General features: G+C 40.1%; 12 protein-coding genes. All 12 read left to right on the top strand.

Annotated elements, in window-relative coordinates:
* The first annotated feature begins 6 nt into the window (after positions 1-6).
* The 12 genes from murB to AB1K80_RS01790 all read left to right on the top strand — a co-directional run bounded on the left by murB (position 7) and on the right by AB1K80_RS01790 (position 13,987).
* Entirely contained in the window at positions 7-927 is a 921-nt protein-coding gene (gene murB / locus AB1K80_RS01845) for a UDP-N-acetylmuramate dehydrogenase (RefSeq protein ID WP_412854921.1), read from the top strand.
* A gap of 128 nt (positions 928-1,055) precedes the next feature.
* Entirely contained in the window at positions 1,056-1,835 is a 780-nt protein-coding gene (locus AB1K80_RS01840; protein ID WP_412854920.1) for a cell division protein FtsQ/DivIB, read from the top strand.
* A complete protein-coding gene (locus tag AB1K80_RS01835; protein ID WP_412854919.1) occupies positions 1,832-2,521 on the top strand; it encodes a DUF881 domain-containing protein in 690 nt (229 codons plus the stop codon). Before AB1K80_RS01840 ends, AB1K80_RS01835 begins: the two co-directional genes overlap by 4 nt.
* 20 nt (positions 2,522-2,541) lie before the next feature.
* Positions 2,542-3,267: a DUF881 domain-containing protein gene (locus AB1K80_RS01830; RefSeq protein WP_412854918.1), complete on the top strand. Its 726-nt coding sequence runs from the start codon at positions 2,542-2,544 to the stop codon at positions 3,265-3,267.
* Entirely contained in the window at positions 3,267-3,635 is a 369-nt protein-coding gene (locus AB1K80_RS01825) for a small basic family protein (RefSeq protein WP_410684656.1), read from the top strand. Before AB1K80_RS01830 ends, AB1K80_RS01825 begins: the two co-directional genes overlap by 1 nt.
* Before the next feature lie 159 nt (positions 3,636-3,794).
* Positions 3,795-5,117: a cell division protein FtsA gene (gene ftsA / locus AB1K80_RS01820; protein ID WP_412854917.1), complete on the top strand. Its 1,323-nt coding sequence runs from the start codon at positions 3,795-3,797 to the stop codon at positions 5,115-5,117.
* 33 nt (positions 5,118-5,150) lie between these two features.
* Positions 5,151-6,293, top strand: a complete 1,143-nt coding sequence (ftsZ, locus tag AB1K80_RS01815) for a cell division protein FtsZ (protein WP_412854916.1) — start codon at positions 5,151-5,153, stop codon at positions 6,291-6,293.
* Between the two features lie 281 nt (positions 6,294-6,574).
* Positions 6,575-10,033, top strand: a complete 3,459-nt coding sequence (locus tag AB1K80_RS01810) for a S8 family serine peptidase (RefSeq protein ID WP_412854915.1) — start codon at positions 6,575-6,577, stop codon at positions 10,031-10,033.
* 231 nt (positions 10,034-10,264) lie between these two features.
* Positions 10,265-11,194: a sigma-E processing peptidase SpoIIGA gene (spoIIGA, locus tag AB1K80_RS01805; RefSeq protein WP_412854914.1), complete on the top strand. Its 930-nt coding sequence runs from the start codon at positions 10,265-10,267 to the stop codon at positions 11,192-11,194.
* 60 nt (positions 11,195-11,254) lie between these two features.
* A complete protein-coding gene (gene sigE / locus AB1K80_RS01800) occupies positions 11,255-11,974 on the top strand; it encodes an RNA polymerase sporulation sigma factor SigE (RefSeq protein WP_007499746.1) in 720 nt (239 codons plus the stop codon).
* A gap of 142 nt (positions 11,975-12,116) precedes the next feature.
* Entirely contained in the window at positions 12,117-12,896 is a 780-nt protein-coding gene (gene sigG / locus AB1K80_RS01795) for an RNA polymerase sporulation sigma factor SigG (RefSeq protein ID WP_412854913.1), read from the top strand.
* Between the two features lie 152 nt (positions 12,897-13,048).
* A complete protein-coding gene (locus AB1K80_RS01790; protein ID WP_412854912.1) occupies positions 13,049-13,987 on the top strand; it encodes a sugar-binding transcriptional regulator in 939 nt (312 codons plus the stop codon).
* Positions 13,988-14,040: the final 53 nt, after the last annotated feature.

The following is a 14,040-nucleotide window of genomic DNA, read 5'->3' as shown; positions in this document are numbered from 1 at the left end:
GGTAATATGGAGAATTTGAAGAACGAATTATTAGAAGCGCAGGTTGGTAAAGTACTTGAAAACGAACCACTCGCAAATCATACAACAATGAAGATCGGCGGACCGGCGGATTTGTTGATCATTCCAAAAGATGTTGATGCAGTAAAACAGATTATGGATAAGGTGAAAAAGTATCAAGTCAACTGGACAGTAATTGGGCGAGGGTCTAATTTACTTGTGCTTGATAAAGGAATTCGTGGTGTAGTGCTGAAGTTAGGTGCTGGGCTTGATCACTTAGAGATAAATGATGAGGAAATTACAGTTGGTGGCGGATATTCTGTCGTACGACTTGCAACGTCACTCAGTAAGCAAGGTCTTTCAGGGTTAGAATTCGCGGCTGGTATTCCAGGGTCTATCGGTGGTGCAGTTTATATGAATGCAGGAGCACACGGATCTGATATTAGTCAAATTCTTATAAAAGCTCGAATCTTATTTGAAGACGGAAGCATTGAGTGGTTAACAAATGAACAAATGAAATTTAGCTACCGAACGTCAGTACTTCAAAAGGAACGTCCGGGTGTGGTCCTTGAAGCAGTTTTTCAACTAAAGCAGGATGACCGTGAGAAAATCACACAAAAAATGCAACAAAATAAAGATTATCGCAAGGACACACAACCATATAACCGACCTTGTGCCGGCAGTATTTTTAGAAATCCACTGCCTGAATATGCAGGACAGCTTGTAGAAAAAGCGAATTTAAAAGGATATCAGATTGGTGGCGCAAGAATTTCTGATATGCATGGAAACTTTATTGTCAATGCTGGTGGGGCAAAGGCACAAGATGTGCTGGACTTAATTCAGTACATCCAAAAGAAAATTAAAGAAGACTATCATGTCGATATGCATACAGAAGTTGAGATTATCGGCGAACCAAACGAACCACAATAAATTTGTGAATGATGGCATCGCGGGAGGACAAACGGCATTGTTTCATGCCGTTTGTTTTCTACTCAACATGAGATCAGTAATGACCCAAAGGTGTGGACAAGCAGCTTTGAATGAGGTGAAGAGAACAAATGCGACCTGATCATGAAAATGAAAAGATCGTCAATATAGAAGAGCGAATTCCTAAAATTAAAGAACAACGGAAGCAAAAAGCCAATCGAAGACTAATCTCTTTTATTTTGCTGTTTTTTATCATGGTGTTAATCATCATTTATTTGCAAACACCCCTTAGTAAAATCTCTTCTTTAACCATTACAGGTAACGAGCATGTATCAACAAAGCAGCTTGTTCAGCTCTCCCAAATTAAAGAAGGCGAAACTGAGTTTTGGAATTTAAATAAAGACGTAACAGCAAACTACTTGAAACAAAATAAATTGATTAAAGATGTGACGATCAAAAAACAATTACCAAATAAGGTTCATATTGATGTGAAGGAATATGCAAATATCGCGTATCTTCAAAAGGGAAGTTTTTACTATGAGCTTCTTGAGAATGGTACCGTTTTACCTGATGAAGTAACGCCAAGTCATACAGGGCCTATTTTTGTTGATTGGGACAACAAAGAGAAATTAAAGCAAGCCGTCAAGTCTCTTCATCAGCTGCCAGCTTCCATTCAGGAGCTCATTTCTGAAGTCTATTATGCGCCAACAAGCTCAAATCAGTGGCTCGTTAAATTTTACATGAATGATGGGAACACGGTGATTGCATCTATCAAAACGTTCGCAGATAAAATGAAAACCTATCCAGCCATTGTAAAAGAACTTTCCCCTTCTGAAAAAGGGATGATTCACATGGAAGTAGCCACGTATTTTGAGGCTTTCAAATCTAAAAAAAAGGAAGATGAACGTTGAGAGGCAAAACAGTTATTTTCTCAATTGTGATGCTTGTTCTTGGGTTTCTGATTTCTTTTTCATATCAATATACAAAGCAGCATCAGGCGGATGTCAATCGAACAGAACAATGGAAAAAAGAATACTCATTGAAAAGTCAGTTGACACAGCAAGAAAAGGAGAATCAGAAACTCGAAAAAGAACTATATAGCCTTCAATCAAAAGTCCAAGCGACAGAGCTCAATTTAAAAAATGAAAAAGAGCAGTATTTCAATGTTTTGGAAGATGTTGAGAAATACCGAATGTTTACAGGAGAAATTGGGGTAAAGGGAAAAGGAGTTAAAGTATCTCTTGAAGATGCATCTTATATCCCGAGTGGACAAAATGTCAATAATTACATTGTTCATGAGAGTCATATTTTTCATGTGATAAACGAACTATTTATATCAGGTGCATCTGCAATATCAATTAATGGACAAAGGATTACACATCAATCTTACATTCATTGTAATGGCCCAGTTGTTACAGTTGATGGTGTTCAACATCCCGCGCCGTTTGTCATTTCGGCTATCGGTGATCCTGATGTGTTAATGCCTGCGTTAAATATTGCAGGTGGAGTAGTTGATCAATTGACGAGTGACCACATTTCAATCAATATCGAAAAAAAGGATATACAAATGAATCCTCTTTTAAGAAACAAAGATTAAAAGTGAAAAGGTGAGTGGTGTTGAGGAAAAAGAAACCTTTACTTAGTTTGACAGGGTTAATGCTCATTTTTGGCGTGATGGTCTCGATTCAATTTAACTCATTACAGCAGCCTGAAATCCGTGATACACGGGATGTTTGGGAATTAAGAGAGGATTTATCTGCATCTAAAAGTAAAGAACTAGATTTACTGAGAGAAATTGAGAAATACGATGAGATGCTAAAAAAGTACGGTGATCAGGAAGACAATTCCAAAGAAGCGCAATTAACGAAGACGTTAAAGGATTTAAAAGAGAAAGCTGGTTTTACAGAGGTGACAGGGGAAGGAATTGAAGTAAAGATCACCCAGCTTTTTTCACAAGATTTGACGGGAGAAGAAGTGAAAAATATTCCGCCTGACCTTTTAAAAAAGCTGATAAATGAAGCCAATATGTATGGGGCGAAACATATTTCTATTAATGATCAGCGTGTGATTAATACAAGTGTGATAAGAGATATTAACGGGACAACAAGAATGGATGGCTACAGCTTAGATGGTGAGACAGTGAATATTAAGATGATTGGCCAGCAACCAGAGAAATTATACAGCCGACTAACTGCTTCAGATATTAGTGATTTGTTTGCGCTGGAAAATTTCAAGTTAGATATTAGCCAACCTAAGGAAAAAATTCATTTAAAAGCACATGATGGCACGATTCAATTAAACGAAATGAAGCCTCTTGACGATGTAAAGGAGGGAAAATCTTAATGTGGCTTCCTGTCCTTGGTTTAATTATAGGAGTTGCAATCGGTTTTTTAACTAATTTTACGATACCGAATGAGTATTCTAATTATCTTTCCCTAGCTGTCCTTGCTGCACTTGATACACTGATTGGTGGAATAAGAGCACATCTACAAGGGGCATACGATGAACTAGTGTTTGTGTCAGGCTTTTTCTTTAATATTATACTCGCTATAAGTTTAGCTTTTCTAGGTGTCCATCTTGGTGTAGACTTGTATTTAGTCGGAATGTTTGCATTCGGAGTTAGACTATTTCAAAACATCGCAGTGATTCGAAGAATTTTACTAACAAAATGGACAATTTCTAGAGAAAAAAAGAAAAAAAGTGTGTCATAAAAAAGGATATACATATGATGTAACGAATATTTTCAATAATCCTAATAAAAAACGTTGATATGTTAAGTTTTGTTACACACTTGTAAAAACACATTCATTGTATTGTTGTTCAGCAAATAATAGAATAGAAAGTATTGATATGTGAGGAGGTGCCATAGAATGAACAACAATGAAATTTACGTCAGCCTTGACATCGGTACATCCAATATAAAAGTCATCGTCGGAGAAATGGCGGATGATTCGCTTAACATTATAGGTGTTGGAAATGTCCCTTCAGAAGGGTTAAAAAAAGGATCGATTGTTGATATAGATGAGACGGTTCATTCTATTAGACAAGCATTTGAACAGGCTGAGAGAATGGTAGGTTTCCCTTTACGAAAAGCCATTGTCGGAATTAACGGAAACCACATTCATATTCAGAATACGAGCGGCGTGGTCGCAGTGTCTAGTGAAAATAAAGAAATACATGCTGAAGATGTGAGGCGCGTTTTAGATGCTGCACAGGTAGTATCTATCCCTCAAGAACATCTCGTAGTAGACGTGATTCCAAGACAATTTATTGTCGACGGGAGAGATGAGATCACAGATCCGAAAAAAATGCTAGGTGTTCGGTTAGAGGTGGATGGATCTTTAATTACAGGTTCTAAAACAATTCTACATAATTGGCTTAGATGTGTAGAGCGAGCTGGGATTGAAATCATGGATATATGCTTGCAACCACTCGCATCTGGCTCGGCAGCGTTATCAAAAGATGAAAAAAATCTAGGCGTAGCTCTTGTCGATATTGGCGGGGGATCTACAACTATTTCCGTATTTGAAAACGGGCATCTCTATTCTACTCACAGTATCCCTTTGGGCGGAGAGAACATCACAAAAGATTTGTCTATAGGATTGAGAACTTCCACAGAAGAAGCTGAACGAATCAAAAAGCAGTTTGGTCATGCGTTTTATGATGAGGCGTCTCCTGAAGAAACGTTTGAAGTGTCTGTCATCGGGACTGATCAGAAACAGACGTATACTCAACTTGAAGCTGCAAATATTATCGAGGCGCGCTTGGAAGAAATTCTGTTGTTTGTTGCAGAAGAATTAAGAAACATGGGGGTCCATGATGTACCTGGGGGATTTGTTTTAACTGGTGGACAAGCTGCCATACCAGGTATTCTTTCACTTGCACAAACAGTCCTACAAAACAATGTAAGGATGGCAAGTCCTAATTATATCGGGGTAAGAGAGCCTCAATATATGACGGGAGTCGGTCTGATCCATTTTGCTTATCGTAATGCAAAGATTCAGGGCAGACAGGTAGGATTCCAAATGCCGGATGAGGCTTTTCATGAAATAGGCGCGTCCATGGAGCCGGTTCCTTCTACACCACAAGTGAAGGAAGCACAGCCAAGGCCAAAAGTGAAACAAAAAGCACAACAAGAGACAAATAAGAAGCCTGGCAAAATGAAAAAACTATTTAATATGTTCTGGGAATAGAATTAGATTTTCGACGGATTAGGAGGATTCAGCATGTTGGAGTTTGAAACAAATATAGACGGCCTAGCATCAATTAAAGTAATCGGAGTAGGTGGAGGCGGAAATAACGCTGTCAACCGAATGATCGAAAATGATGTACAGGGTGTTGACTTTATTGCAGTAAATACAGATGCCCAAGCATTAAATCTATCAAAAGCAGAAACAAAAATGCAAATTGGTGCAAAGCTCACAAGAGGACTTGGAGCAGGAGCAAATCCAGAGGTCGGTAAAAAAGCAGCTGAAGAAAGTAAGGAACAAATCGAAGAAGTGATTAAAGGCGCTGACATGGTCTTTGTTACGGCTGGTATGGGCGGCGGAACTGGAACTGGAGCGGCACCTGTTATTGCAAAGATCGCAAAAGATTCTGGAGCACTGACAGTAGGTGTTGTGACTCGTCCTTTTACTTTTGAAGGAAGAAAACGTCAAGTTCAAGCGGTTGAAGGGATTGCTTCTATGAAAGAAGCAGTCGATACACTGATTGTGATTCCAAACGATCGATTACTTGAAATTGTTGACAAAAACACACCAATGCTTGAAGCATTCCGCGCGGCGGATAATGTGTTAAGACAAGGTGTGCAAGGAATTTCTGATTTAATTGCTACACCAGGTTTGATTAACCTTGACTTTGCTGATGTGAAAACGATCATGTCAAATAAAGGTTCAGCCTTGATGGGTATTGGTGTTGCAACAGGTGAAAACCGTGCGGCTGAAGCGGCGAAAAAAGCGATTTCTTCACCACTTCTTGAAACAGCAATCGACGGCGCACAAGGTGTCATCATGAACATTACAGGCGGTACGAACCTCAGTCTATATGAAGTGCAAGAAGCGGCTGATATTGTTGCCTCTGCATCTGATGAAGAAGTGAACATGATTTTCGGATCTGTTATTAACGATAACCTGAAGGATGAAATTTTGGTAACAGTCATTGCAACTGGATTTATTGAGCAAGAGCCAGAAGTGACAAAACCACAAAGAAATCCATTAGGACAAGGTTTAAAACAGAACCAATCTGTTCCTCATAAGCGTGAAGTGAAACGCGAAGAACAGCCACAATCTTCTCAACCAAGACAAACAACACAATCGAGCGAGGATATGTTGGACATCCCGACATTTTTACGAAATCGCAATAAACGATAAGTGAACATGAGAAATCCCCTTTCATTGAAAGGGGATTTTTTCACGTTCACTATCTAATATGAAAGTCTTAAACTATAGACGTTTACCTCATCTACCTAAGTATATTTACTTGTGTAGATTGAGTCATAATGCTCATTTTTGACCCCCTTTACAAAAAACGACAAAATGATAAATGTTATTTTACTACATTAAATAGAACATCATGAATCTTGTCATGTGCACAAATGGAATAGGAGGGATGGGTTTTTTATTTGTTTGACGATGAAGGGGGAGGGATTTTATTGAAATTGAAGTTTCGTAAAACCGCTGCTTATCGTTTTATGAGCGTTCTGGTGATGGGTACATTGACGTTGACAAGCTTTGACACAGTTCAAGCAACATCAACACCGACTTCTACTTCTTATCATGAAGAGGTCATGACCTCGAACAAAACGAAAGAAAAGGTATCAGCAAAGGTCAGGACACAATTTAAAGAAGATGACAAGGTTACTTTTCTAGTGAAAATGAAAGAGCAGATTAACACTCAAAAAGTAGCGAAAGAGGCTGTGTCAAAAGCAAAAAAGATGAAACTATCAGCGGCTAAGATGCAGTACACAAAGAGATCTGCTATTGTCTCTGAGCTAAGAGCAACGTCGGAAGAAACGCAACAAGCCCTGTTGACGTATTTACAAAAACAAAAAGAGACAAAACAAGTGGATGATATTCATTCATATTATATTGTAAACGCTTTAGCAGTGACTGCGACGAAAGACGTCATGGAGAAAGTGGCTTCTTTTTCAGAAGTAGCACAAGTTCTCCCAAATGAAACACGTCACATCCACCGTCCTGTTAATGTAAAGCAGTCGGAACAGAAAAAACAAATCAAAGCAGTAGATGGCATTGAGTGGAATCTTTCGCAAATTCATGCTCCAGAAGCGTGGGCACTAGGCTATGACGGAACAGGTACTGTCGTAGCGAGTATTGATACGGGTGTGGAATGGGATCATCCAGCTTTAAAAGAAAAATACCGTGGTTATGATCCGAGCCGTCCCAATGACCCTACTCATGAATTTAATTGGTATGATGCAACGACAGGGTCTACGTCACCATATGATGATTTAGAGCATGGAACGCATGTCACAGGTACGATGGTTGGTTCAGATCCTGATGGCAAGAATCAAATTGGGGTGGCACCAGGAGCGAAATGGATTGCAGTGAAAGCTTTCTCTGAAGATGGTGCATCAGATGCAGACCTGTTAGATGCAGGTGAATGGATTTTAGCGCCAAAGGATAAGGAAGGGAATCCGCATCCAGAAAAGGCACCAGACGTCGTAAATAATTCTTGGGGTGGTGGGCCTGGTCTTGATGATTGGTATAAAGATGTTGTGAATGCATGGAGAGCGGCGGATATTTTCCCAGAGTTTTCAGCAGGTAATACCGATATATTTAATCCAGGAGGAGAAGGCTCAATTGCGAATCCAGCAAATTATCAAGAAGCCTTTGCGACTGGTGCAACAGATCAGGACAACAAATTAGGTTCATTCTCTCTACAAGGACCGTCTCCATATGGAGTGATGAAACCGGATATTGCAGCACCAGGTGTTCAAATTCGTTCTTCTATTCCAGGGAAAAAATATGAAGGTGGGTGGAATGGGACATCAATGGCAGGGCCACATGTGTCAGCCGTTGCAGCTCTTCTTCGCCAAGTACAATCAGATATTTCAGTAGATCAAATCGAACGAATTTTAGTTGAGACAGCGAAGCCCCTGACAGATCAGCAATTCCCTGAATCGCCTAATAACGGATACGGTGCAGGACTCGTGGATGCAAAGGAAGCGATCACGGCATTGATGGACGGAACGGGAATCATTGAAGGACAGGTGACGCAAGAAGGAAAGGACGCAGAGCCATCAGGCGGTTCGGTACGTGCCAATCCAACTAAAATGGTGCATTTAAAATCTAAGGTTCAATCACTGCCCATGAAGGCACAAATTAGTGTGGTTGAAACGGGTAAATCGGTGTATGCCGATGAAACGACGGGAAGGTACAGTCTTGCCCATGGTGCAGGGAAATTTACAGTAAAAGCAGAAGCATATGGTTTTGAATCGCGCACCCAAACAGTCAATATTTCATCAAATGAAAAAACAGAAGCGAATTTCTCGCTTAAGCCACTGGAGAAACGAACGATATCGGGTGTTGTGGTGAATGAAGCAACAGGTAAAAAGGTGAAGAATGCGACGGTATATCTTGTAGAAGATGCCAACATTGAGCTAGTGAAAACGAATGATTCGGGTGAATTCTCCCTCACCGCACCTAGTGGAGTCTATACAGTCAAAGTATTTGCAAAAGGGTTTAAAGGTTTTTCGTTTACGGCAGATATCACAGCAAAACCATTTGAACAAACGGTGAAGCTCGATCCTTTTGTTGGGTTTGCTGGGGAAATTGGCTATGATGACGGGACAGCTGAAAATGCGCGTGTTTTCTATGATCCAGGGAATGGATGGGCAGTGAAATTCTCATTAGAAAAAGGTCAAAAACAAGCGCAAGTCACTGGGGGCCTTTTCCGCTTTTGGACATCTGAATGGCCGGCACCTGGCGGTAATGAATTTGCGGTTGAGGTGTATGATGCGTCTGGAAAAGACGGAGCCCCGGGCAAGAAAATCGCTGGACCTAATAAGGCACATGCACTGCGTGATGGGGAATGGACGAAGGTTGATTTAGAAGATCAAGCGATTACTGTGGATGGCGATTTCTATCTTGTGTACATTCAAACGAAGAAGAATACAGCATCTCCAGGGCTTGCAACAGATGAGGATGGCCCAAATGCATCAAGAAGCTGGCAACTCACGAGCGGTGGTTTTTCTCCTTCTCCAAAAGAAGAGGGAAATTATATGATTCGTGCTGTTGTTCAATATGAAGCAGATGTGCCAAAGATCACTTCTCCGCATCCAGACATGGTGACAAATCGAGGAGAAGTAGAAATTGAAGGGACGGCTTCACCTCATCTTGATGTAGCCATCTTTCAAAACGATCAAGAAGTGGCTAGGGTGAAAGCAGATCAGTCCGGTCTATTCAAAGAAAGCATAAAGGTGTCAAGTGGAGAACATGTTTTCACCGCAGCGACAGTGACTGATAAAGGTTCAACGAAGCGATCAAACGCTGTTAAAGTGATCGTGGATCAAACGGCACCGACCTTAACCATTGATACACCGAAAAAAGGAGAGAAGCTTAACAGAGAATCGATCACTGTGGAAGGTAAAGTAAATGATGATCATCTAGATAAAGTCACAGTGAATGGAAAGAAAGCAACAGTGAAAGATGGCATGTACGCTGCAAGAATCTTACTCGATCATGGTCAGAATACGGTACATGTCATAGCAAAAGATGAGGCAGGAAACAAAACAGCAAAAAAAGTCGTCATTGACGTTCAATATGATGCACCTATCATTTCTGACTTAACGCCTACAACGGATGTTCATCTATCATCAGGCGAATCTGTCAAAATATCATTTAAGAGTAGTGAAAAACTAGATGCAACCTTTGTGATTCATATGCCCCTCACAAATGCGAGAGCCATGCTTCAAAACACAACAGAGTTGCCACTTCGTGAAGTAAGCAAGGGAGTATATGAAGGCTACTGGACTGCTACATCCACCGCAAAGGCAAGGGGAGCAGTCATTGAAGTCATTGCAAGAGATGAATACGGAAATATCACTCGACAAAAGGCAGCAGGAACATTGTCTATCAATGAGAAAAAATAACAGCAAAAAAGACACGACTCCAATTGAAGGAGCGTGTCTTTTTTTGAATTGAAACACTCATTTTAAACATCAGGTGTTTCATTCCTCGACAAAAACAATAACAATCCTCCAAAAGTTCTCTATCATTGCTAACAAGAATTGACAGACTTTCTTCTGATGACTGTTTTATACTGGTACAAACAAGTGCAAGTACTGCTTTTGATTCTCTGTTTCAGATGAAAGGAGCAGAAGGTGGTCATATATTTAGACGTGATCTGGCTGTTAAACTTTTGTTTTGATCTATTGCTACTCTTACTCACTGCATTTATTCTCAAACGACAAGTGAAAAAAAGGCGATATATATTAGGAGCTCTGATTGGATCGAGCATTGTGCTTTTGCTTTTCACGCCATTTGCCCTGTTTGTGTCGCACCCTTTAGGAAAACTCCTGTTTTCTGTCTTTATTGTGCTTGCGACATTCGGTTTTCAACGATTTCGTACCTTTTTCCAACATCTATTCACTTTTTATTTTGTGACATTTTTGATGGGGGGAGGCATGATGGGTGTACATTCATTTTTGCAAACCAATACTGTCATCCAAGATGGACTATTCCTTTCACAAAATGATGGGTTCGGTGATCCCATTAGCTGGCTTTTCGTCTTAACTGGTTTTCCGGCCATTTGGCTATTTTCAAAGAAAAGATTAGGAGAGGTGGGCATCAAGAAGAGGCAGTTTGATGAACAAGTGATGGTTGACATACACATCAATGGAGAGACCATCCGATTAAAGGGGCTTGTTGATTCAGGCAATCAGCTATATGATCCGATCACAAAAACGCCTGTCATGATCGTGCAGCTTGAGCAGTTATCATCTGTATGTGGAGAACCCTTTTTAGCATTAATGAAACAGTGTCATCCTGTTGAAGTGTTACAGAAGCTTGATGAACAATTTCCACTTCTTGATCGTTTAAGACTTGTTCCATATCGAGCTGTCGGGCATGATCACGGCTTTCTTCTATGCTTAAAGCCAGATGCGGTCGTGATTTATTCAAAAAAACAGATGATCCAGCCATCGAAATGTTTTGTTGGCATGAGCCTAAGTGGATTATCAGCAGATCAAGAGTTTCAATCAATTATTCATCCAGACATGTTGGATGGGAAGATCATACAAGACGTGTCCTAGTGTTTTTTGTGTTGTCTCTTATCTTACGAGCTTAACTTGATATTTAGAAGGGAGAAGAAGATGAAAAAATTAAAATTTAAACTGACTTACTACTGGTATAAACTTCTCATGAAGCTAGGGCTGAAGAGTGATGAAATTTATTATATTGGTGGAAGTGAGGCACTACCGCCGCCATTATCGAAAGATGAAGAACAAGAATTGCTTGTCAAACTGCCGAAGGGTGATCAAACAGCAAGAGCCATTCTCATCGAAAGAAATTTACGTTTAGTCGTCTATATCGCTAGAAAATTTGAAAACACGGGCATTAACATTGAAGATTTAATTAGTATTGGCACCATTGGCTTGATCAAAGCAGTCAATACATTTAATCCAGAGAAAAAAATCAAACTGGCGACATATGCCTCTCGGTGTATCGAAAATGAGATTTTAATGTATTTACGCCGAAATAATAAAATTCGTTCAGAAGTATCATTTGATGAGCCGCTGAACATCGACTGGGATGGCAATGAGCTTTTATTATCAGATGTTCTCGGAACAGATGATGATATTATTACTCGGGATATCGAAGCAAATGTCGATAAGAAATTACTAAAAAAAGCACTTGAGCAATTAAATGACCGTGAGAAACAGATTATGGAACTTAGGTTTGGTTTAGTCGGTGGAGAAGAAAAAACCCAAAAGGATGTCGCTGATATGCTAGGCATTTCTCAGTCCTATATTTCACGCCTTGAAAAAAGAATTATTAAACGATTACAAAAAGAATTTAACAAAATGGTCTAAAAAATTTTTTAGAAAGCTCTGTCCCAATGCTGTCAAAGGGATCGGCCTTTTTTCGCCTGTTTCTCTATTTCACTCGTGCATATTTTTCCAACCCACGGAGATACTGAACTTTGTACAACAGCTCCTGTAGGGAGGGAAAAAAGTGTCCAGAAATAAAGTGGAAATCTGCGGAGTCGACACCTCCAAATTGCCTGTTCTGAAAAACGAAGAGATGAGAAAATTATTCAGACAGCTGCAAGACGAAGGTGACGATACAGCAAGAGAAAAGCTAGTCAATGGCAATTTACGGTTGGTGTTAAGTGTGATCCAACGTTTTAACAACAGAGGCGAGTATGTTGATGATCTTTTCCAAGTAGGCTGTATTGGATTAATGAAATCAATTGATAATTTTGATTTAAGCCATAATGTCAGATTTTCAACTTATGCGGTTCCTATGATTATAGGAGAGATCCGTCGATACTTGCGTGATAATAATCCCATTCGGGTGTCTCGCTCACTAAGAGATATTGCGTACAAAGCACTTCAAGTCCGTGAGAAGTTAATCAGTGAGACAAGCAAGGAGCCAACGGCTGAAGACATCGCCAAAGTGCTGGAAGTGCCTCATGAGGAAATTGTTTTTGCCCTTGATGCCATTCAAGATCCTGTTTCGCTATTTGAACCGATTTATAATGACGGAGGAGATCCGATTTATGTGATGGATCAAATTAGTGATGATCGGAACAAAGACACACAATGGGTAGAAGAATTGGCATTAAAAGAAGGGATGCGTCGATTGAATGATCGAGAAAAAATGATACTTCGCAAACGCTTTTTCCAAGGAAAAACACAAATGGAAGTCGCAGAAGAAATCGGCATTTCTCAAGCACAAGTATCAAGGCTCGAAAAGGCAGCCATCAAACAAATGAATAAAAACATTTTTTAAAGCCACCAGATGATGCTGGGGCTTTTTTAATTCATCGAAATCAAAGCACTCGTAGTGTTGACTCTGTTATTTTTTTCATATAATCTGTTTCTAACATATGTTATTCGATATATCATTTGTTAAGGGAGACATTAGCAGAAAGAAGGGTTAGTATGACATTCCATGATGAACGAAGACTGCTCATTAAAGTTGCACACATGTATTATGAAGAAGGCGCGACTCAATCTAAAATTGCAGAAGCGGTAGGCGTAAGCCGTTCATTGATATCGAAATATTTGGCAAAAGCACGTGAAGCAGGGATCGTGGAAATCATTATTCATGATGAAGTGAATCAACAATATGGGTCGTTAGAAAGAAAAATAGAGCGGAAATACGGATTGCGCGAAGTCGTATGCGTAGAATCTCTTAGCCGTGAAGCAACCAAAAGCCGAATTGGTGCTGCGGCAGCTGGCTTTTTATTAAAGGTCATAAAAGATGGTCAGGTGGTCGGGCTCTCATCTGGGACCACATTACATGAAATGGCAAAGGCGATTTCTTCCGTCCAGCCTTTTCCGTCTGTCACATTTGTTCCTCTAGTCGGCGGAGTCGGGAATGAAGATGTCGACATCCATGCCAATTATATTATCGCACGATGTACGGAAGCCCTTAAATCAAAATGTGAGTTTTTACATGTTCCTGTCATGCTAGATACGAAAGAAGCAAAGGAAGTCCTCATGAGGCAGCCGTCTATTCATAAAGTGATTGAACGTGGAGAAAGGTCGAATATTGCTGTTGTTGGCATTGGCGGTGTTCCGCAGCACTCGACCATGGTGAAATCCTATATGACAATGGATGAGGAGGACATTCTTCAAGCGGAAGATGTGGCTGGTGACATTTGCTATAATTTTATTAATCATAACGGAGAACCACATCCTCATCCTTGGAACGATCGTGTGATGGGCATCAGCCCGGAAAAGCTGAAAGAAATTCCGCTTGTCATTGGTGTTGCAGGAGGAGAAGAAAAAATTGAAGCCATCCGTGCCGTCTTAAAGGGTGGATTAATTCATGTTTTAATTACAGATGAACAAACTGGAGATGCCTTATTAAAGTAACTACCTCATCCGTTAGGTAGTTTTTTTTATTTCACTTAAATTTGCTGAAAATT

It is taken from the genome of Bacillus sp. 179-C3.3 HS (assembly GCF_047229225.1).
In the GTDB taxonomy this organism is placed as follows: Bacteria; Bacillota; Bacilli; order Bacillales; family Bacillaceae; genus Bacillus.
Note: the sequence above shows the minus strand (reverse complement) of the source record. Positions and strands in the feature narration are given on the sequence as shown.

Bases quoted from the DNA above. Each gene is read 5' to 3' on its own strand.
- murB (WP_412854921.1), top strand. From the start codon at position 7: ATGGAGAATTTGAAGAACGAATTATTAGAAGCGCAGGTTGGTAAAGTA.
- AB1K80_RS01840 (WP_412854920.1), top strand. From the start codon at position 1,056: ATGCGACCTGATCATGAAAATGAAAAGATCGTCAATATAGAAGAGCGA.
- AB1K80_RS01825 (WP_410684656.1), top strand. From the start codon at position 3,267: ATGTGGCTTCCTGTCCTTGGTTTAATTATAGGAGTTGCAATCGGTTTT.
- ftsA (WP_412854917.1), top strand. From the start codon at position 3,795: ATGAACAACAATGAAATTTACGTCAGCCTTGACATCGGTACATCCAAT.
- ftsZ (WP_412854916.1), top strand. From the start codon at position 5,151: ATGTTGGAGTTTGAAACAAATATAGACGGCCTAGCATCAATTAAAGTA.
- sigE (WP_007499746.1), top strand. From the start codon at position 11,255: ATGAAAAAATTAAAATTTAAACTGACTTACTACTGGTATAAACTTCTC.
- AB1K80_RS01790 (WP_412854912.1), top strand. From the start codon at position 13,049: ATGACATTCCATGATGAACGAAGACTGCTCATTAAAGTTGCACACATG.